Raw genomic sequence first — 17,216 nt, 5'->3', positions numbered from 1 at the left:
AGAGCCTGTCTACGACATAATCATCATGCTGCACGACCAGAGCCGCGCAGTCCGCAAATTGGATGGAGCAACGGTTGCACGATGGAGCCTGTTTGCACGGAAGCACGCAGGTGAACACCGGCCCGATCCGTGGACACTCACCGTTTGACCAATCGAGACCATCAATCCTTCTCGCCTACCGCATCGACGGTGACGCGCCTTGGCCGCCGTTGCGTTCCACTGCGCTTGAAAGCTTCCTCGGCAGGCTGTGCCGTTTCCGCCGGACCCGCGGCGCCACCCTGTTGCGCCACAGCATCGGATTCCGGGCCAGGCGGCAGCGGTTCCGGCTCCAGCTCTTCTTTCGGAAAAGGCGCACCGAGCCCCTCATCCTTGAACCGTTCGTAGATCGCCAGCCTCAGATCATTGCGCACACCATTGCCGTTGACGATATCGGCCAGGTAGACACGCAATTCGAATGTCATGGTCGCGTCGCCGAAAGCGCTAAACACCGCCTGAGGTTCCGGGTTTTTCAGAACCAGCGGATGAGCTGCGGCAATCTGCAGAAGCGTATCCATCACCTGGCGCGGCGCGCTGTTATAGCTGACCGTCACCGGAATATCGGAACGGCCCAGCTTGTTCTTGTGGGTCCAGTTGCCGACGGACGCGTTGATGAACAGCGAGTTCGGCACCATGATCGTCTGGCGCTGGAAGGTCTCGATCTCGGTTGCGCGAACGGAGATGCGCTTGACGAAGCCTTCGGTCGTGCCAGTCACAACCCAGTCCCCAACCTTGAAAGGCCGCTCGACCAGAAGGATAAGGCCTGAGACAAAGTTGGAGACGATGTTCTGTAAACCGAAACCGACACCGAGAGACAGGGCACCGGCAACGAGAGCAAGGTTCGACAGATCAAAACCCGCCGCGGAAACGCCAATCAGCCCAGCAAGACCGATGCCGAGATAGCCGACCCCGGTTTTGATGGAGTTACGCACACCCGTGTCAACGCGGCTACGCGCCATGACATTGCCGTCCAGCCAGCGCTGGAACCAGCGTGTGATGACGTAGCCAGCGGCAAACATCAGAATGCCGGCGAAAATGCCGACGATGGAGATCGTGATGCTGCCGATCTTGATTTCGGTGAAGATACGGTAGGCCCAAGCCTCGATATCGGCGATCTGAAAGCCCCACTGCAGCAGGATCAGCGGAATGAAGAACAGGACCACCAGCACGTAGATGCCGAGACCGGCGGCAAGTCCCGCCTGGTCCAGGGCCACCTGCCCCAGCCCGAAGCGCTTTTCGAGATAACGCCCGACCACCGTATCGGCGAGCGCGTTCTGCTTGGCGACCGCCTTGCCGGTGAGAATGCCGATATACATCGTCACCAGGATGGCGCCGGTCATGACAATCTGCGTGGCGATGAAACGGGCAAGCCCGACATAACCTGCCAGCGTCGCGATGATCAGCGCAGCACCGGTCAGGACGAATAGTAGCTTGATCGCCCGCGGCCACGGTCTGCCCTGAGCGTCCAGCGTTTCACCCGCCGGAACGATCGGCTTGATCAGTGACATCGCCATCAGGATCAGGCCGATGATGATCGACGCAATCAGGCTTTTGACCACAGTGAAGACAACAGGCGAGCCCATCACTTCACTGATCGTGCCGGCCAGATAATCAAGCCCGTTGACGACCGTCATGGCGAAGATCGACAACACGAGCAGGCGAGCGCCGCGATCGGAAACCCGCACCAGTCGCCAGGCATTTTGCTTGGGCGCCAGAACGGCGTTTGAAAGCGTCGAGACGAACATCAATGCGACGCAGATTGCCAGAGTGACCGATATGATCGGTGCAATATCCGGCCTGAGCACTTTAAAGACCTGCAGGAAAAAATAGCTGGTGGAGGCAAAGACGCCCATCGCCAGGGTCGGGATCATCGTCAACCAGAATGCCACCGAAAGGCGGGTGATATAGCCCGGTTCCTCGCTGACGGCTTCGCGATCAATGAGTGGGAAAAACACCCTGCGTGTTACCGCAAGCAGGACGAGCGCAGCGCAAAGAGACAGAAACAACGCCGAGAGAAGTTGCAGACGCTTGAAGTTCCAGGCGAATGTCAGCCAACTCCCGACCGTGCGCGTAAAGGCCTGTCGTTCCAGGCTTATCGCGGCGATAGCGTCCATCACCATCGAACCGTTGATATCGGTATGCTTGAGCAGCGTGTTGCTGAACAGCGCCCGCCGCGTCGCCGTGATGCCGTTGGAGAGCTTGGTTGCCTTGATCGAGAGGTCTTCGGCAGTTCCAGTCAGGGCGTTGATTTCACCGCGCTCAGCCAAAAGACGCTTGCGCTCCTGGGTGACGACATCGGCTTCGGGGGGCGCGCCTTCCGCCGGCGGATCGCCAAGTTCCGTAAGACGCGCCTTGATTTCGTCCAGACGCGGCCGTGTCGCGACCGAAATGCCGATGATTTGCTTGGCTGCGGCGTCGACCTCTACCTTCAACTCGGCCAGACGGCTGTCGTCATCCTTGGCCTGCGTTGCCAGATCGCCAAGCCGTTCGAGGTTCTTGCGGGCGGCCTCCAGCTGTTGGGCGGCCTGCGCCTGCGGGCTTGCCACCTCCGCTGCCGGCTGTTGAGCGGAATTAACCGCCGGCTGCTGCGCCATGACCGGCACAGTGGCAGCAAACATCCACAAACACAGAAAGGCGGCAAAGAGTTTCGACATCATCGGCAATCACATATCCTTTTCCCGGCAGGCCGCACCCTAGAACAGAATCGCGACGCGGCGCGGACAGTTTGGCGTTCCATAGGCCGGGCCGCAGCCAGATGCAAAATCGGATTTCCGGCTTCCCGCACTCCGTTGTCGTCTGGATAGGTCAAAAACTTGATCCGGGTTGAGAGAGAAACGCGACCTCCGCCGGCGTGGAAACCCGTCCCAAAATCGCATTGCGATGCGGGAATCGGCCAAACTGGCGAATGACCTCGCGGTGCCGGATGGCATAATCCAGATAATTGGCATCACCCAGATCCGTGAAAAGTGCCACCGACCGGGTCTGATCGACAAGATTTTCAGAATGTTCGAACGGCAAGTAAAGAAAGACGCGCTGATCGACTGATAGGCCGCTATCCGCCCCCGCTTCGAGCGCAAAAGCCGCCTCCCGCAAGGCGAGACCGTCGGTCGCGAAGGCAAGCGGCGTACCTCGATACATATTGCGCGGCATCTGGTCGAACAGAACGATGGTGGCAAGCCGGCGTAAGGGCGTGGCACGCCATTCCGGTGGAACCCCGCGCGCCAATTCCAGATGCGTCAACCGGAAACGCTGTTCGCATTGGCTGTCGAGCCCCGGATGCGGCTTGAACCAGTCCTGCGGCTGCAACTCGTCGAACCAGAACGACAAAATATCGTCCGGTGTACATATAGCGACAGTGTCCGCCATATTTCTCATTCCTCTTCAATCACCCACCAGCGTGGCGCGGCATTATCGCCCGGTCCATTGTGCCGGCGGCCTGTTTCACATGCAATTTCGGCGTTACCACGGCGAGTATCAGCTTCCCGCGCATTTGCCATGACCTCTCTCTGTCAACCACCGATGTTCATCGATGCCAATTCTGTGACACTCACCGGCGCCGGACCTGCGCCCGAATAGGTCTGGGAGTACCCATCAGCGGCGAGATCGACAGCTTGAACCGACAAGCTGGAAAATCATCGCAGACACGTTATGTCAAAGATGGAAGGGATCCGGTGATCCCGGTTGGGAGTTCGACAATGAAAAAAATGATCGTTGCGGCCCTTGCCGCCCTGTTTCTAACCTCCTGTGTCGAGACACAGTCCTATGGTGGATCCTATCGAGGGCCCGAGCCCATCCCCGGCAGCATCACCTATGGCGGCCAGCCCCGAACCAAGCTTCGGAAAGCGCCGGTCGGCAGCACCCTGCACAACAATTTCTACGGCCCCTATGGCGAGCGGATCGAGGAGACCTACATGGTCATGCCCGACCGGTCGCTCAAGCTGGTTGCGCGCCGCCGTGGCTTTATCGGTTTCCCCTACGATTGACGTTCCGCGATCGGCAATGGCGTGGTAACTTATTCCTGAGAACGGATCGTCATGGCCGATCCGAGGCAAATGATTTCGATATTGTGCCGTGCCAAGAGCAGGACTTTCTCCGGCTGCACGCGCAAAGGGAAAGTTCTGCGTTATAATATCCCACCTAATGAATAGAGTATGCCTGCTAACAACGGAGGTAGACATGCGAGCGAAACAACTCACGAAATTTTTTACGGTGGCACTTCTCGCCTCCAGCATCCAGATCGGCGGGCTGGGCGTTGCTTTCGCCGACACGACGATTCTCAATGTCTCCTACGATCCGACGCGCGAACTCTACAAGGATTTCAATGCGGCCTTCGCTGAAAAGTGGAAGACGGATACGGGCGAGACAGTGACGATTCAGACGTCACATGGTGGGTCCGGCAAACAGGCGCGCTCGGTCATTGATGGGTTGGAAGCCGACGTCGTGACGCTGGCGCTTGAAGCCGATATCGACGCGATCGCCAAGGAGACCGGCAAGATTCCGGCGGATTGGAAGACGAAGTTCGAAAACAACAGCGCTCCCTACACCTCGACGATCGTTTTCCTGGTGCGCAAGGGCAACCCTAAGGGCATCAAGGACTGGGGCGATCTGGTCAAGGACGATATCCAGGTGATCACGCCAAACCCGAAAACCTCGGGTGGCGCGCGCTGGAACTTCCTGGCAGCCTGGGCCTGGGCACGAGCAGCCAATGGCGGAGACGACACCAAGGCTCAGGAATTTGTCACTGATCTCTTCAAGCATGTTCCGGTGCTCGACACCGGCGCACGCGGCTCAACCACGACATTCGTGCAGCGGGGTCTCGGCGACGTCCTGATTGCCTGGGAAAACGAGGCCTATCTGTCGCTTGAAGAACTCGGTCCCGACAAGTTCGATATCGTCACCCCGACGATTTCGATCAAGGCAGAACCGCCCGTGGCACAGGTTGATGGCAATGTCGATGCCAAGGGCACACGCAAGGTGGCGGAAGCCTATCTGCAGTACCTTTACTCGGATGTCGGCCAGAAGATCGCAGCCAAACACTTTTATCGCCCCTTCAAGCCTGAAGTCGCCGATCCGAATGACATCAAACGATTTGCCGATGTGAAGCTCGTCACTATTGACGAATTCGGCGGATGGAAGGAAGCTCAGCCAAAATATTTTGGGGACGGTGGGCTGTTTGACCAGATCTACAAGCCGGGACAGTAAGACTATATGACCGCACGCACAGCTTCGCTGTGGCAATTCAGACAGCCGAGCGTCATTCCGGGATTCGGATTGGCGCTCGGCGTTACTTTGTCATGGCTCATACTCATCATTCTCATCCCTCTGTCCGGCCTTGCCTGGCGCTCGAGCGCATTGGGCTGGACCACGTTCTGGGCACTCGCGACTGATCAGCGCACGGTCAACGCCCTGCGTATCAGTTTCGGAACTGCCTTCGTCGCGGCCCTGATCAATGTCGTCTTCGGCGTCATCCTCGCCTGGGTGCTGGTGCGTTACCGGTTTCCGGGCAAGCGCATCATCGACGCCATGGTCGATCTGCCCTTCGCGCTTCCGACCGCCGTTGCCGGTATCGCGCTGACGACGCTTTATGCGCCAAACGGTTGGATCGGCAGCCTTTTGGCGCCGCTCGGCATCAAGATCGCCTTCACGCCGATCGGCATCGTCTTTGCTCTGGTCTTCGTCGGCCTGCCCTTCGTCGTCAGGACTGTGCAGCCGATCATGGAAGAAATCGACAAGGAGGTGGAAGAGGCCGCCGCGACGCTGGGTGCCAATAGGTTCCAGACCATCAGCCGCGTGTTGCTGCCGGGTCTCGCTCCAGCAGTCCTCACCGGTTTTGCGCTGGCCTTTGCCCGAGGCGTCGGGGAATATGGCTCGGTCATCTTCATTGCCGGCAACCTTCCTTACATCTCGGAAATCGCCCCGCTGCTGATCGTCATTCGCCTGGAAGAATTCAACTATCCGGCCGCAACGGCAATCGCTGCGATCATGCTGATGATATCCTTCGTCATGCTGCTCATCATAAACACGATACAGGCCTGGAGCAGAAGGAGGTACGGCTATGGCGCATGATGGCGCAACAACCGCCGGCACCGGAAACACCGAACTGGTCCGCGTCGCGACATCCGAACACCGGCTGGCCCGCTATACCCTGATCGGTCTCGCCCTCTGTTTCGTCGGGCTATTTCTCGTCCTGCCGCTGGCAGCAGTGTTCACGGAAGCCTTCCGCAACGGTCCTGGTGAGTTCCTTACCGTACTGTCGGACCCTGAGACCTTTGCAGCGATCGAGTTGACGTTGCTCGTCGCCGTGATCGCCGTGCCGCTCAATCTGGTGTTCGGTATCGCCGCCGCATGGGCGATCGCCAAGTTCGAGTTCAAGGGCAAGGCCTTCCTCACCACCCTGATCGACCTGCCCTTCTCGGTATCCCCAGTTATATCTGGTCTGGTGTTCATTCTCCTGTTCGGCTCCCACAGCCTGCTCGGACCCTGGCTGCAGCACCACGGCGTCCAGATCCTGTTCGCTGTACCCGGCATCGTACTGGCGACCATCTTCGTCACTTTCCCCTTCGTTGCCCGCGAACTGATCCCCTTGATGCAGGAACAGGGCACCAGCGACGAGGAAGCAGCCCTGTCACTGGGAGCAAGCGGTTGGCAGACCTTCTGGTATGTCACATTGCCCAACATCAAATGGGGCCTGCTCTATGGCGTTCTGCTCTGCAATGCCCGTGCCATGGGAGAGTTCGGTGCGGTCTCCGTTGTCTCCGGGCATATCCGTGGACTGACCAACACCATGCCGCTGCAGGTGGAAATCCTTTACAATGAATACAACTTCGTTGCCGCCTTCGCCGTCGCAACGCTTCTCGCCCTGCTGGCTCTCGTCACCCTCGTTCTGAAGTCGCTGCTTGAAATGAAGTACAGCGAACAGATCGCTGCCAGCCGCCGGCACTGAAAGGTCAAAGTTTACATGGAAGTTCGCGTTCAAAACATACGCAAGGAATTCGGCCGCTTTCCGGCGCTGAACGACGTCTCGCTCGATATCCGTTCGGGCGAGCTGATCGCCCTGCTCGGCCCGTCCGGTTCCGGCAAGACGACGTTGCTGCGGCTGATCGCAGGCCTTGAAAGCCCTACCGAGGGCACCGTCTATTTCGGCAACGAGGATGCCTCGCGCAAAACCGTCCAGCAGCGCAATATCGGCTTCGTGTTCCAGCATTACGCCCTGTTCCGCCACATGACGGTGCTCGACAATGTCTCCTTCGGCCTGACGATCCGTCCAGCCGGGCGCCGGCCCTCCAAGGGCGACATTCGCAAGCGTGCGCTTGAGCTGCTCGACCTCGTCCAGCTCAGCGGTCTCGAAAAACGCTATCCGGCCCAGCTTTCCGGCGGCCAGCGCCAGCGTGTGGCGCTCGCCCGCGCCATGGCTGTGGAACCGAACGTGCTTTTGCTCGACGAGCCGTTCGGCGCACTCGACGCCCAGGTGCGCAAGGAACTGCGCCGCTGGCTGCGTGAAATCCATGATCGCACCGGCCATACGACAGTCTTCGTCACCCATGACCAGGACGAGGCGCTGGAGCTCGCCGACCGTGTCGTCGTCATGAGCAAGGGGCAGATCGAGCAGATCGGCACCCCCGACGAAATCTACGACACGCCGAATTCCCCCTTCGTCTTCGGCTTTATCGGCCAGTCGAACATCCTTCCGGTTCGCGTCGAAAACGGCCAGCTCTGGATCGGGGACCACTCGATCGGGATCAGCGCGCAAGGCGAGCATGACGGCCCGGCCCAGCTCTATTTCCGCCCGCACGATATCGAACTGCTCGATGGTAACGGCGGCTGCATCGCGGGCCTCGTCACCGTGACCCGCCGCGTTGCCGGAACGCGCCATGTCGAACTCGACATCGGCGGCGCCAACAGCAGGGTCGAGATCGAACTGCCGCCGGAAAAAGTCACCTCCGACCATTCGCGCATTGCTTTCCGGCCGACTCGCTGGAAGCTGTTCCGCGATTAAAGAAAACAAATCCGGCGGGACTTGCATCAGCAAAGCCCCGCCGGAGCTGGGCAACGACAACTTTCGACAAGCTCTCCGGTACATTCCGCAGGCATTTTTTCGCTCGCGCAAGGTTCTCACATTGCAGGAACCACGGTGCTGCCTAAAAGCATCCGTCGGCAACATATGTTCTTGGTTTTTCTTGGATTTTCAAAAGACAGGCTTGATCCACGCCGATAAGCCGTCGCATCCTGCGGAGCAGTCCAGCCATCTGAAATCTCCTGAGGCCAGCCATGAACTATCGCCGCGAAATCGACGGTCTCAGATCCGTCGCCGTGATTCCTGTGGTGCTGTTTCATGCCGGCTTCCAGCAGTTCAGCGGCGGCTTCGTCGGCGTCGACATTTTCTTCGTCATCAGCGGATATCTGATCACGTCGATCATCATTGCGGAACGCGACAAGGGCAATTTTTCGCTGCTCAAATTCTACGAGCGCCGGGCCCGCCGCATTCTGCCTGTGCTCTTCTTCGTGCTGGCGTGCTGCCTGCCGTTTGCCTGGGCCTGGATGCTGCCGGAGCAGATGGCAAGCTTTGCCCGCAGCATCATCGCCGTCTGCCTGTTCGGCTCCAACTTCCTCTTCTGGCATGAAAGCGGCGGCTATTTCGCAGCCGCATCGGAAGAGCAGCCGCTGCTGCACACCTGGAGCCTCGCCGTCGAGGAACAGTATTACATGCTGTTTCCGCTTTTCGTGATGCTGATCTGGCGGTTCGGACGGCGGGCACTGATCTCATCGATTGCCGCCGTGGCGCTGGCCAGCCTGCTGCTTGCCCAATACGGCTCGGTCAACTTCGAAACGGCGAACTTCTACCTGCCCAACACACGCGCCTGGGAACTGCTGGCAGGCTCGCTCTGCGCCTTCCTGCTGACCGGCGGTAAACACTATAAAAGCAACATCCTGTCGCTCGCCGGACTGGCCATCATCGTCTTCTCCATTTTCGACTACGATCAGACGACGCCCTTCCCCTCCCTCTATGCACTCGTCCCCGTTCTGGGCGCCGTGCTGATCATCCTCTTCGGGTCACAAGGCACCCTGACCGCGCGGTTGCTGTCGACGCGTCCTATGGTCGGCATTGGTTTGATCAGCTACAGCCTCTATCTCTGGCACCAGCCCGTCTTTGCCTTCGCCCGCATCCGCAGCATCACGGAACCATCGCTGGTGCTGATGAGCATCCTGGCGCTTGCCTCCGTCGGCCTTGCCTATCTGTCCTGGCGGTTCATCGAGACGCCGTTCCGCACGACAGGCGCGGCGCGGCTCCTGCCGACGCCCGCCCGCATTCTCAGTGCCAGCGGGATAACGGCATTGCTTTTCATCGGCATCGGTTTTTATGGCACGTCAAGCAATGGCCTGCAGTTCCGCTTGCCACAGACTGCATTGACCGCTCTTGCCGAACAGCAGCATCACGATCCCGTCATGGATACCTGCCTGTTCGACAAGGGCGAAACCTCCCTGCCCCATCCTGTCCGGGAATGCCTGACGAAACATTCGGCCAGCAGTAAGACCATCCTAATCGGCGATTCGCACGCCGGAGCACTTGGTGGGGAGGCGCTCCGCAGCTTCGATGCAGCCAATGTCGATCTCTATGTGATGGCGCACTCGGCCTGTGTTGGCTTTTCCGGATTCTATGTGTCCAACCCGAAATACAAGCTGCGCTGCAACCCGTTTTTTACCGGCATCGAGAATTACATCCGCACGAGCGGGATGCAGACCATCATCATGGCGAGCCGCTGGAGCCTCTATGTCGACGGCACGCCGTTTGACAATGGCGAGGGTGGTATCGAACCGCTGCAGCCGACCTATGCCGATCTGCTGGACCGCCTTGACGAGCACGCCAAACAGGATGATCCGGCGCGCAAGGCACGGGTGCTGACGCAATATGTGGAAGACATCCGGGCCTATCTCGATTCCGGCCACAATGTCGTGCTCGTCTATCCGATCCCAGAGGCTGGATGGAACGTTCCGGAAATCGTTGCGAAAAGCGCGATGGCAGGTATTCGGAATCTCGAATTCAGCACCCGCTATGACCGTTACCAGCAACGGAACGGTGCGGTCATCGCCGCCTTCGATGCGATCTCGCATCCCAACCTTTTCCGCGTCCGCCCCGCCGACTATTTCTGCAACAGCTTCCTTAGGGATCGCTGCATCAACAGCCTGAGGGCTGAAAAGGTGTTTTATTTCGACGACGATCACCCGTCCGATTCAGGCGCGCAGCTGGTTGTTCCGGCAATATTGAAAGCCGTCAAGACAATCGAGGCAAGAAACACTGGGGAGGCAAGAAACGCTGGCGCGGCATCGGCTACGCAGTAGACCACTGGATCTGCAACTCCAGTTTCATCCTGACGACCGGCTTGTGATCGGCATTCTGCACCTCGATTTCCAGTGCCTTGACCGGATCCTCCGGCAAGCCATCGAGCGCCATTTCGGCCAGCACGATCTTGGCCTGGCGAATAGCTGCCATCAGATCCGGAAAATCGAAAGCATCGTCGGCCGGAATTGTGCCGTCATTGTCGATTACCTTGAAATAGAACGCGGCCATGGCAAATTTTCCTTCTGTGGGAAAAAGCATGAAAACGCAAAAGGTTGCCTGACTGAAAACTTTTCATGGCACTGCAACACATGTCTTAGTGAATAGCGCAAAATTCAAATCGCGCTAAACTGCAGCCATAACGGCCGTTCTCTCAGCGATCACGGCCCCGGACAGCGCGTCCATCCTCAAAGGAGGAACAACAATGGCATATTTCAATCCGCAAGCCGATGCCCTCTGCAGCGAGGATATCAACGCGTTGCGGCAGGTTTTCGAGCAGTTTTGCGAAACGCATCATACAACCGGCTCGGACGCAGACATGCAAATCTGCGCCGCCGTCATTGTCCGTCTCTATCAGAGCGGAGAACGCGACCCTGCAGCTTTGAGCAGAGCGTGCGAGGCAGCCCTGCGGCCGGATTTTGCAATCGGCGCATAAAGGATGAAGCCTCGAAAGAAGCGCGGGCTTCTACTTGGTTTCCTTAGCTGCGTTTTCCGGTGTAACCATCAGCGGGTCCGGTGGCAGAGTGCTCTTTGAACTTTCGTCCGGCGAGAAATATTGAACGGCGAGGATGCTCAGGATCGAACCGACTATGAGCGCGATGACGCCGACCATAAGCGAGCGAGAGGTCATGATTAGCTCCGCGCGGGAAAATAGCAAAGCGGGCCGCGCTTGTAGCGGCCCGCTTTGCTTTTGGCTTATTCGTAGACGTAAACAATCCGTCGGCTCTGCGGATCGACCAGCATCGGCCGGTCGTTGATGCGCACATAGCTGTATTGATAATTCGGCACCCGGGTTATTACCATGTCACCGGGGAGTGTCGCTCCAACGACCACTTCACCGTCGTAGGTAACGGCATCCATCGGAGTGCCATCAATATAGGTGCGCACTTCCGGCGGGGGTACGATCGCACCGCTGCTATCAACGGTGCCGACCAGTTCATCGTCGGGTGCCGGCGAAGCGGGACCATCCACGACCACGGTCTTTTCATAGCTGACCACCGGAATACCGAGATCGGCGCGGCGTTCCTGGACGATGACAGGCGCGCCATCGTAATCAACCGTCAGTTCCTTCGCGTAAACCCAGCCGCGCAGGCCGTTGACGTCGATCCGGCACCAGCTTTCGCCTTCAAGACACCCGTCAAGGGCAGCAGAGCTGCCACGCGTCGCAATACCGACGGAGGGATATTCCGCTCCCGGTCCGGAATAGACTGTCAGGTCCGTTGCCGTTGTTGCCATCATACCGGCCGAAGCGAAGCCGGTTCCCGTCAGAAGCATCGCACCCGCGAGCAAAGGCTTTGATATCCACCGCATGTTGTTCTCCTTGTTGAAGTGTGGAGACACAACGCCCGACCGTCAGCAAGGTTCCCTTGCAGCGCACGTCCTACCCGGCCTGCAACTGACTGAGGCGGCTGTACAGGCCCTTCTTGCTCAGGAGTTCGGAATGGCTGCCATCCTCGACAATCGCCCCCTGGTTGACGACGAGGATACGGTCGGCCTGGGTGATCGTCGCCAGCCGGTGAGCGATGACCAGCGTCGTTCGTCCCTTCGATAGTTCCGCCAGCGATTGCTGGATGGCCCGTTCGGTTTCGGTGTCGAGCGCCGATGTCGCTTCGTCGAGGATCAGGATCGGCGGGTTCTTCAGGAAGATGCGGGCAATCGCTAAGCGCTGTTTCTGTCCGCCCGACAGTTTGACGCCGCGCTCGCCGACAACCGTGTCGAGCCCCTGCGGCAGGTCGGCGATCACATTTTCAAGCCGCGCCTTGCGGGCTGCCTCGACAATATCCGCTTCGCTGGCGTCCAGGCGTCCATAGGCGATATTTTCGCGCAAGGAGCCGGCAAACAGGAAGACATCCTGGCTGACGATACCGATATGGTTGCGCAGCGACCGCAGGCTCATGTCTCGGATGTCGATATCGTCGATGGTGATGGAACCGCCGGTCACCTCATAGAAACGCGGCAGCAGCGCGCAGATCGTCGTCTTGCCTGCGCCCGAAGGACCGACGAAAGCCACCGTCTCGCCGGCACGGATGTCGATGCTCAGGTCTTTGACGATCGCCTTCGATTCCCGGTAGCCGAAGCTAGCCTTGTTATACCGGATATTGCCCTTCAGCCCGGAAACGTCGCGGGCATCCGCTCTATCGGCGATATCCGGGCGCGTATCGAGAAAATCGATATAGCGGCGAAAACCGGCAATACCCTTGGGATAGGTCTCGATAACCGAATTGATCTTGTCGACCGGGCGGAAGAACACGCCGACCAGAAGCAGAAACCCGACGAAGCCGCCAGCCGTCAACTCCCCGCTCAGCACGAAATAGCTGCCGGCCACCAGCACGACCATCTGGACGAGACGCATGGAGAGATAGCTCAGCGTCGTCGATACGGCCATGATCCGGTAGGCATCGAGCTTGGTCTTGCGGTAGCGCTGATTGTCTTTCTCGAACAGTCCGCGCTCGTGATCCTCATTGGCAAAAGCCTGCACGACGCGGATGCCGCCGACATTTTCCTCGATGCGGGCGTTGAAATCACCGACGCGATTGTAGAGCGCCTGCCAGTTGCGGGTCATCCGCCCGCCGTAGCGGGTTGTCAGCCACGCCGTCAGTGGCAGCACGAGTGCTGTGATCATCGCGAGCTTCGGGTTGACCGAGAACATCAGCAGGAAAGCGCCGATCAGCGTCATGATGGCAATGAATACGTCTTCCGGACCGTGATGGGCGACCTCGCCGATCTCCTCCAGATCCTTGGTCAGCCGGGCGACGAGATGGCCGGTCTTCTGGTTGTCGAAATAGCCGAAGGAGAGTTTCTGCAGGTGGTCGAAGGCCTTGCGCCGCATCTCGGTTTCGATGTTGATCCCGAGCATATGCCCCCAATAGGTGACAATAGCCATCAGCCCGCCATTGACCAGGTAGATCACCATCAGCCCCGCCGAAGCCGCCGTAACATAACCCCACTGCCCGGTCGGCAACAGCACGTCGATGAACAGCTTGACGGCGATGGGAAAACCCAGTTCCAGCAGCCCGGACGTCACCGCGCAGGAGAAATCCAAAAGGAAAAGGCGCCGGTGCGGCCGGTAATAGGAAAAGAAACGGGCGATAAGATCGCGCATGCTTTGGATCCTTGTCGGCAGTCACCGCGAAGTCGCTGGCCACATATCAAATGGGCGCAATTTTCGCGCGAGCAGAAGTCGCTCATGATCAATGCCGCCCCTTTTAATCGCTTCGACCGGAACAGCAAGCCGCAACGCGGAAAAGGTGAAATTTACGCTCAGGATTTAAATATTCAGAGAGGAGAATTTGCCAAAAGAGAAAACCGACCTGCCCGAAGGCAAATCAGATCAACGCTATGACTCAACAAGAAAGAATGGTGGGTGATGTAGGGTTCGAACCTACGACCCGCTGATTAAGAGTCAGCTGCTCTACCAACTGAGCTAATCACCCGCCAGAACCGCTTCGCTGCGGCCTCTAGAACCACATTGCTGTGGTGTGATGCGGCGTATAATGGGGTTCGCCGGGCTTGTCTAGTTCCTCGGGTGATTTTCTTTCGGATTTCTCAAAAAAATGTGTGTGGGCTGTTTAGCGGCTGTTTTTCAAAGATAAAGTTCACCGGCCGCGATCTTCACCGCCTGCCCGCCGATCCGGGCCGTGCCGATTTCACCGCCGGAGACGTCGATGTGGAGGTGCAGAAGCGACGGGCGCCCCATCTCCACGCCCTGCTCGATCAGGAACGGATGATGCCCGTCGATCAACTGGTCGAAACAGTGAATGGCGCCGGAAAAGGCCGCGACCGCTGCACCCGTCGCCGGGTCCTCGACAATGCCCATGGCGGGAGCGAACATGCGGGTGTGGAAGCGGGCAACATGATTGACGCCGCCGCGGCAGTAGATATAGGCGGCGGCGAGCCGCCCTTCGGCGATCGGGGTTATCTGCTCCCAGAGCGCCGCATCGAACTCCACGGCACCGGCAGCACTCACGTCGTGAACAGGGATCATCACGAAGGGCACACCAGCGCTCCAGAAGGACGGCACATGGTTCTCAAAGCCGATCTGCGTTGCCTTCAAGCTGAACGCGTCGGCAATCGCCTGCCGCTCGAATTTGGCATCAAGGCGGACTGATTTGCGCGGCACGTCGAATTCGGCGAAGGTTGCCTCCCCGGACCTGCCCCGCACGGCGCAGCGCACCGGGCCGACATTTTCCTCAAGCATCTGCACGAGGTCATAGTCTTCGCTTTCAGAGGAACGCCCATCCTCGGCCAGCGCGATCGCAGCACCCACCGTCGGATGACCTGCGAAGGGCAATTCATAGCCGGGGGTGAAAATCCGAAGCCTCGCCGCATGCCCGTTTTTTTGCGGTTGCTGCAAAAACACGGTTTCCGACAGGTTGAACTCGCCGGCAATCGCCTGCATCGCCAGATCGCTTAGGCCATCGCCATCAAAGACAACGGCGAGCGGATTTCCCTCCAGCCTGTTGGCGGTGAAAACGTCGTAGATTGCATAGCGACGCGCCACGAGGATCTCCCTTTGCTGTTTTCCGTCATCAGACCTTGCATGGCAGATAGCTGGCCGCAAGCGCAAAAGCGTCACCGCATGGTGTTGAAAACCCATTCCAGGATCGGCGGCATGAAGGGCGGATAATGGTATTGCCCAGGGTCGGCAGTGCGAATAGCCAGCGCTGTATCGATTTCCGGCTCAGGATCGGCGGCGATATGGGCTGCGATCCGCTCGATCAATTCCGCAGCAGTCGCCGCAAATTGGTAGATACGAAAAACCGTGATAATGCCCTGATCATGCAGGCCGTAGTATCCCGACACATTCATGGCATCAGGCAGCGATAAACCGGTCTCCTCCAGCACCTCTCGCGCCATGTTGCCGTCGAGATCGCAATATCCGTCGCGGATATCCTCCGGGTCGAGCGAGCCCGCCGCGCAGTAGACACGGCCCGGGTTGGCCGTGTGCTGCCCCATGCGGATGGCGATCACGGCGCCGTCGGAGGAAACGATCACCGGCAGGCCGAAAAGATGAATAGCGGAGCCCGCCGGCCGGGTCTTGCGCCACAGCAGGAGAGCGGAAAACGGAACGGCATGGCACTCCCCCGAAATTGCTCCGTCCCGTATCCGCAGCGCGCGAACCAAAAGCATCCGGCCATCATACAAGGCGGGATTGGCGGCAACCTCCTCCTCCCAATTCGCGGCAATCTTTGCCTTGTGGGAGAGGTAGTACGGATGCGGCGTATCAACCACGTGGACATCGATACGACTGACAGGAAAAACAAGATCTTCGTCAGGCCATTCGGAGATGTTGCTGGTCAGGGCAGACAGCGAATCGGGCATGGGAAGGCTCACACATTGAGGGAGATGACGACCGGGCAATGGTCGGAGGCTTTCGGCCGGTCCCAGCCGGTTCTGGGATAGCGCTCGACCTCCTGGCCCTTCGGAAAGATCGTCCGGTAAGGCTGGCCGCCGCGAATGATCTCCGGCACGCTGGCCGGGTTGCGCTCGGCAAGCGCCTTGGACAGCCAGATATAATCGAGCTGGCAAAGGTGCCGCTCCTCCGGTCCCCGACTGTGAAACAGGGTCCAGCGGTCGAGTTCCGGGCGCCGGCGCATGACGTTTTCGACGAAACCGTCGCGGCTGAGCACATCCAGCGCGCTTTCCGCCTCCTGGCGGGCTACGAAACTATAGCCGTTGCGGCGGTCGCCCAGCACATCGATCCGTTCCTGATAATCGTTCATGTCGCCGCAGATGGCGAACATCTTGCCATCTAGGTTATCCGCTCCGAAACGGTTCTCGATGATGCGGCGAACGGCGGCGACCTCGGCGGCGCGCACCGGCATCGTCGACGTGCGCCCATCCAGCCCGTCGCGTGCCGGCCCCATCGACTTGAAATGCACGACGAACAGCGTGAACGGCCGCCCGCCGATGCGGAAATCGAGTTCCAGGCAATCCCGCTTGAAAATGCGGTCGCCGGGCACGTTGGTTGAAGCTAAAGCATCGTTGAACAGATCGAAATCGGCATAGGTGACGCCAGCATGCGATTTGACATCGACGCACTCGATCTTCTGGCCATCGCGGGTCTCCTCACGCACCAGAACGGCGACGTCGATGCCGCGGCTGTCATTGCCCTCGATCAGGTATTTCTGCCGGTAGCCATTGCCGACCATGCGGAACAGGTAGCCGTACTCGAATGCCTGCAGCGCCGCCATATTGTCGGCTTCCTGCAGGCAAAGAATATCGGCGTCGCAATCGGCAATGGCGAGCGCCGACATCTGCCTTGTGTCGTCGGTATAGGCGATGGTGCGGGTTTCCTCCAGCCGCTGGTATTCCGCCTCGTTCTTGACGTCGAAGAGCCTGAGAACACGATCCTGCTTGAGGTTGTTGCGAAAGCCGGAGAAATCGAACCGGCTCATCAGGTTTTCGATATTGAAGGTGGCAAGGCGAAGGGTCATCAGCAGTTTCCGTATGCGATCGGCGCGACTTTAGAGCGCTTCTTCTTTAAACGGAAGCAAAAGTCGAATGTAAGCGGTTAGCTGATGGCGTCAGGCCTGAAGTTCCAGGGCATAAGCGCCTCGAGCTCTGATACTGGCCAGCCTTGAGCGATGCGGGTCAATGTCTGGGAGAGCCAGTCGAGCGGATC

Annotated in this window: 17 protein-coding genes and 1 tRNA gene; 7 read left to right on the top strand and 11 right to left on the bottom strand. The window is 58.9% G+C overall.

The window, feature by feature from the left end; all coding sequences use genetic code 11:
- Positions 1-161: 161 nt before the first annotated feature.
- Together ACP7E0_RS31145 and ACP7E0_RS31140 are read right to left on the bottom strand one after the other, a co-directional pair.
- Positions 162-2,654 (bottom strand): mechanosensitive ion channel family protein, encoded by a 2,493-nt coding sequence (locus ACP7E0_RS31145; RefSeq protein ID WP_426130869.1) that lies wholly within the window; start codon positions 2,652-2,654, stop codon positions 162-164.
- A 187-nt stretch (positions 2,655-2,841) separates the two neighbouring features.
- Positions 2,842-3,402 carry a DUF924 family protein gene (locus ACP7E0_RS31140; RefSeq protein WP_426130786.1) on the bottom strand — a complete coding sequence of 187 codons (561 nt, stop codon included), beginning with the start codon at positions 3,400-3,402 and terminating at the stop codon, positions 2,842-2,844.
- 329 nt (positions 3,403-3,731) lie between these two features.
- Between ACP7E0_RS31140 and ACP7E0_RS31135 the strand changes: the two genes are divergently transcribed.
- From ACP7E0_RS31135 to ACP7E0_RS31110, 6 genes are all read left to right on the top strand, one after another.
- Positions 3,732-4,019 carry a membrane lipoprotein lipid attachment site-containing protein gene (locus tag ACP7E0_RS31135; protein WP_426130785.1) on the top strand — a complete coding sequence of 96 codons (288 nt, stop codon included), beginning with the start codon at positions 3,732-3,734 and terminating at the stop codon, positions 4,017-4,019.
- Positions 4,020-4,212: 193 nt separating this feature from the next.
- On the top strand, positions 4,213-5,238 hold the full coding sequence (locus ACP7E0_RS31130) for a sulfate ABC transporter substrate-binding protein (protein WP_426130783.1): 1,026 nt from the start codon (positions 4,213-4,215) through the stop codon (positions 5,236-5,238).
- A gap of 6 nt (positions 5,239-5,244) precedes the next feature.
- A complete protein-coding gene (gene cysT, locus ACP7E0_RS31125; RefSeq protein WP_426130781.1) occupies positions 5,245-6,102 on the top strand; it encodes a sulfate ABC transporter permease subunit CysT in 858 nt (285 codons plus the stop codon).
- Positions 6,092-6,979: a sulfate ABC transporter permease subunit CysW gene (gene cysW, locus ACP7E0_RS31120; RefSeq protein WP_426130779.1), complete on the top strand. Its 888-nt coding sequence runs from the start codon at positions 6,092-6,094 to the stop codon at positions 6,977-6,979. The genes cysT and cysW overlap by 11 nt, the downstream gene beginning before the upstream one ends.
- 15 nt (positions 6,980-6,994) lie before the next feature.
- Positions 6,995-8,032, top strand: a complete 1,038-nt coding sequence (locus tag ACP7E0_RS31115) for a sulfate/molybdate ABC transporter ATP-binding protein (RefSeq protein ID WP_426130777.1) — start codon at positions 6,995-6,997, stop codon at positions 8,030-8,032.
- Between the two features lie 272 nt (positions 8,033-8,304).
- Positions 8,305-10,374: an acyltransferase family protein gene (locus ACP7E0_RS31110; RefSeq protein ID WP_426130775.1), complete on the top strand. Its 2,070-nt coding sequence runs from the start codon at positions 8,305-8,307 to the stop codon at positions 10,372-10,374.
- Here ACP7E0_RS31110 and ACP7E0_RS31105 read toward each other — a convergent pair.
- Positions 10,364-10,603: a DUF6894 family protein gene (locus tag ACP7E0_RS31105; protein ID WP_426130774.1), complete on the bottom strand. Its 240-nt coding sequence runs from the start codon at positions 10,601-10,603 to the stop codon at positions 10,364-10,366. The two genes, ACP7E0_RS31110 and ACP7E0_RS31105, sit on opposite strands and share 11 nt — an antisense overlap.
- Before the next feature lie 193 nt (positions 10,604-10,796).
- Between ACP7E0_RS31105 and ACP7E0_RS31100 the strand changes: the two genes are divergently transcribed.
- Positions 10,797-11,027 carry a hypothetical protein gene (locus ACP7E0_RS31100; protein WP_426130772.1) on the top strand — a complete coding sequence of 77 codons (231 nt, stop codon included), beginning with the start codon at positions 10,797-10,799 and terminating at the stop codon, positions 11,025-11,027.
- A gap of 30 nt (positions 11,028-11,057) precedes the next feature.
- Here the strand turns inward: ACP7E0_RS31100 and ACP7E0_RS31095 are convergent, their stop codons facing one another.
- The 8 genes from ACP7E0_RS31095 to ACP7E0_RS31060 form a co-directional block, all read right to left on the bottom strand.
- A complete protein-coding gene (locus tag ACP7E0_RS31095; protein WP_426130770.1) occupies positions 11,058-11,222 on the bottom strand; it encodes a hypothetical protein in 165 nt (54 codons plus the stop codon).
- A 65-nt stretch (positions 11,223-11,287) separates the two neighbouring features.
- Positions 11,288-11,902 (bottom strand): DUF1236 domain-containing protein, encoded by a 615-nt coding sequence (locus tag ACP7E0_RS31090; protein ID WP_426130768.1) that lies wholly within the window; start codon positions 11,900-11,902, stop codon positions 11,288-11,290.
- Positions 11,903-11,972: 70 nt separating this feature from the next.
- On the bottom strand, positions 11,973-13,694 hold the full coding sequence (locus ACP7E0_RS31085; protein ID WP_426130766.1) for an ABC transporter ATP-binding protein: 1,722 nt from the start codon (positions 13,692-13,694) through the stop codon (positions 11,973-11,975).
- 255 nt (positions 13,695-13,949) lie between these two features.
- A tRNA-Lys gene (locus ACP7E0_RS31080) sits at positions 13,950-14,025 on the bottom strand.
- A gap of 149 nt (positions 14,026-14,174) precedes the next feature.
- Entirely contained in the window at positions 14,175-15,092 is a 918-nt protein-coding gene (locus ACP7E0_RS31075; RefSeq protein WP_426130764.1) for a PhzF family phenazine biosynthesis protein, read from the bottom strand.
- A gap of 71 nt (positions 15,093-15,163) precedes the next feature.
- A complete protein-coding gene (locus tag ACP7E0_RS31070; protein ID WP_426130762.1) occupies positions 15,164-15,913 on the bottom strand; it encodes an NUDIX hydrolase in 750 nt (249 codons plus the stop codon).
- 8 nt (positions 15,914-15,921) lie between these two features.
- Positions 15,922-17,028: an endonuclease/exonuclease/phosphatase family protein gene (locus ACP7E0_RS31065; RefSeq protein WP_426130761.1), complete on the bottom strand. Its 1,107-nt coding sequence runs from the start codon at positions 17,026-17,028 to the stop codon at positions 15,922-15,924.
- A 77-nt stretch (positions 17,029-17,105) separates the two neighbouring features.
- Positions 17,106-17,216: transposase domain-containing protein (locus ACP7E0_RS31060; protein ID WP_426130868.1), on the bottom strand; the 111-nt coding region annotated here is incomplete at its 5' end.

Origin of the sequence: Pararhizobium sp. PWRC1-1 (genome assembly GCF_049897905.1) — a bacterium.
Taxonomy (GTDB): Bacteria; Pseudomonadota; Alphaproteobacteria; order Rhizobiales; family Rhizobiaceae; genus Pararhizobium.
This window is presented reverse-complemented; position numbering and strand designations above follow the sequence as displayed.

What these genes read in the sequence shown, in the direction of transcription:
- ACP7E0_RS31135 (WP_426130785.1), top strand. Translation starts at nt 3,732, where the DNA reads ATGAAAAAAATGATCGTTGCGGCCCTTGCCGCCCTGTTTCTAACCTCC.
- ACP7E0_RS31095 (WP_426130770.1), bottom strand. Translation starts at nt 11,222, where the DNA reads ATGACCTCTCGCTCGCTTATGGTCGGCGTCATCGCGCTCATAGTCGGT.
- ACP7E0_RS31090 (WP_426130768.1), bottom strand. Translation starts at nt 11,902, where the DNA reads ATGCGGTGGATATCAAAGCCTTTGCTCGCGGGTGCGATGCTTCTGACG.
- ACP7E0_RS31145 (WP_426130869.1), bottom strand. Translation starts at nt 2,654, where the DNA reads ATGTTTGCTGCCACTGTGCCGGTCATGGCGCAGCAGCCGGCGGTTAAT.
- ACP7E0_RS31100 (WP_426130772.1), top strand. Translation starts at nt 10,797, where the DNA reads ATGGCATATTTCAATCCGCAAGCCGATGCCCTCTGCAGCGAGGATATC.
- ACP7E0_RS31105 (WP_426130774.1), bottom strand. Translation starts at nt 10,603, where the DNA reads ATGGCCGCGTTCTATTTCAAGGTAATCGACAATGACGGCACAATTCCG.
- ACP7E0_RS31070 (WP_426130762.1), bottom strand. Translation starts at nt 15,913, where the DNA reads ATGCCCGATTCGCTGTCTGCCCTGACCAGCAACATCTCCGAATGGCCT.
- ACP7E0_RS31130 (WP_426130783.1), top strand. Translation starts at nt 4,213, where the DNA reads ATGCGAGCGAAACAACTCACGAAATTTTTTACGGTGGCACTTCTCGCC.
- cysT (WP_426130781.1), top strand. Translation starts at nt 5,245, where the DNA reads ATGACCGCACGCACAGCTTCGCTGTGGCAATTCAGACAGCCGAGCGTC.
- ACP7E0_RS31065 (WP_426130761.1), bottom strand. Translation starts at nt 17,028, where the DNA reads ATGACCCTTCGCCTTGCCACCTTCAATATCGAAAACCTGATGAGCCGG.
- cysW (WP_426130779.1), top strand. Translation starts at nt 6,092, where the DNA reads ATGGCGCATGATGGCGCAACAACCGCCGGCACCGGAAACACCGAACTG.
- ACP7E0_RS31140 (WP_426130786.1), bottom strand. Translation starts at nt 3,402, where the DNA reads ATGGCGGACACTGTCGCTATATGTACACCGGACGATATTTTGTCGTTC.
- ACP7E0_RS31115 (WP_426130777.1), top strand. Translation starts at nt 6,995, where the DNA reads ATGGAAGTTCGCGTTCAAAACATACGCAAGGAATTCGGCCGCTTTCCG.
- ACP7E0_RS31110 (WP_426130775.1), top strand. Translation starts at nt 8,305, where the DNA reads ATGAACTATCGCCGCGAAATCGACGGTCTCAGATCCGTCGCCGTGATT.
- ACP7E0_RS31085 (WP_426130766.1), bottom strand. Translation starts at nt 13,694, where the DNA reads ATGCGCGATCTTATCGCCCGTTTCTTTTCCTATTACCGGCCGCACCGG.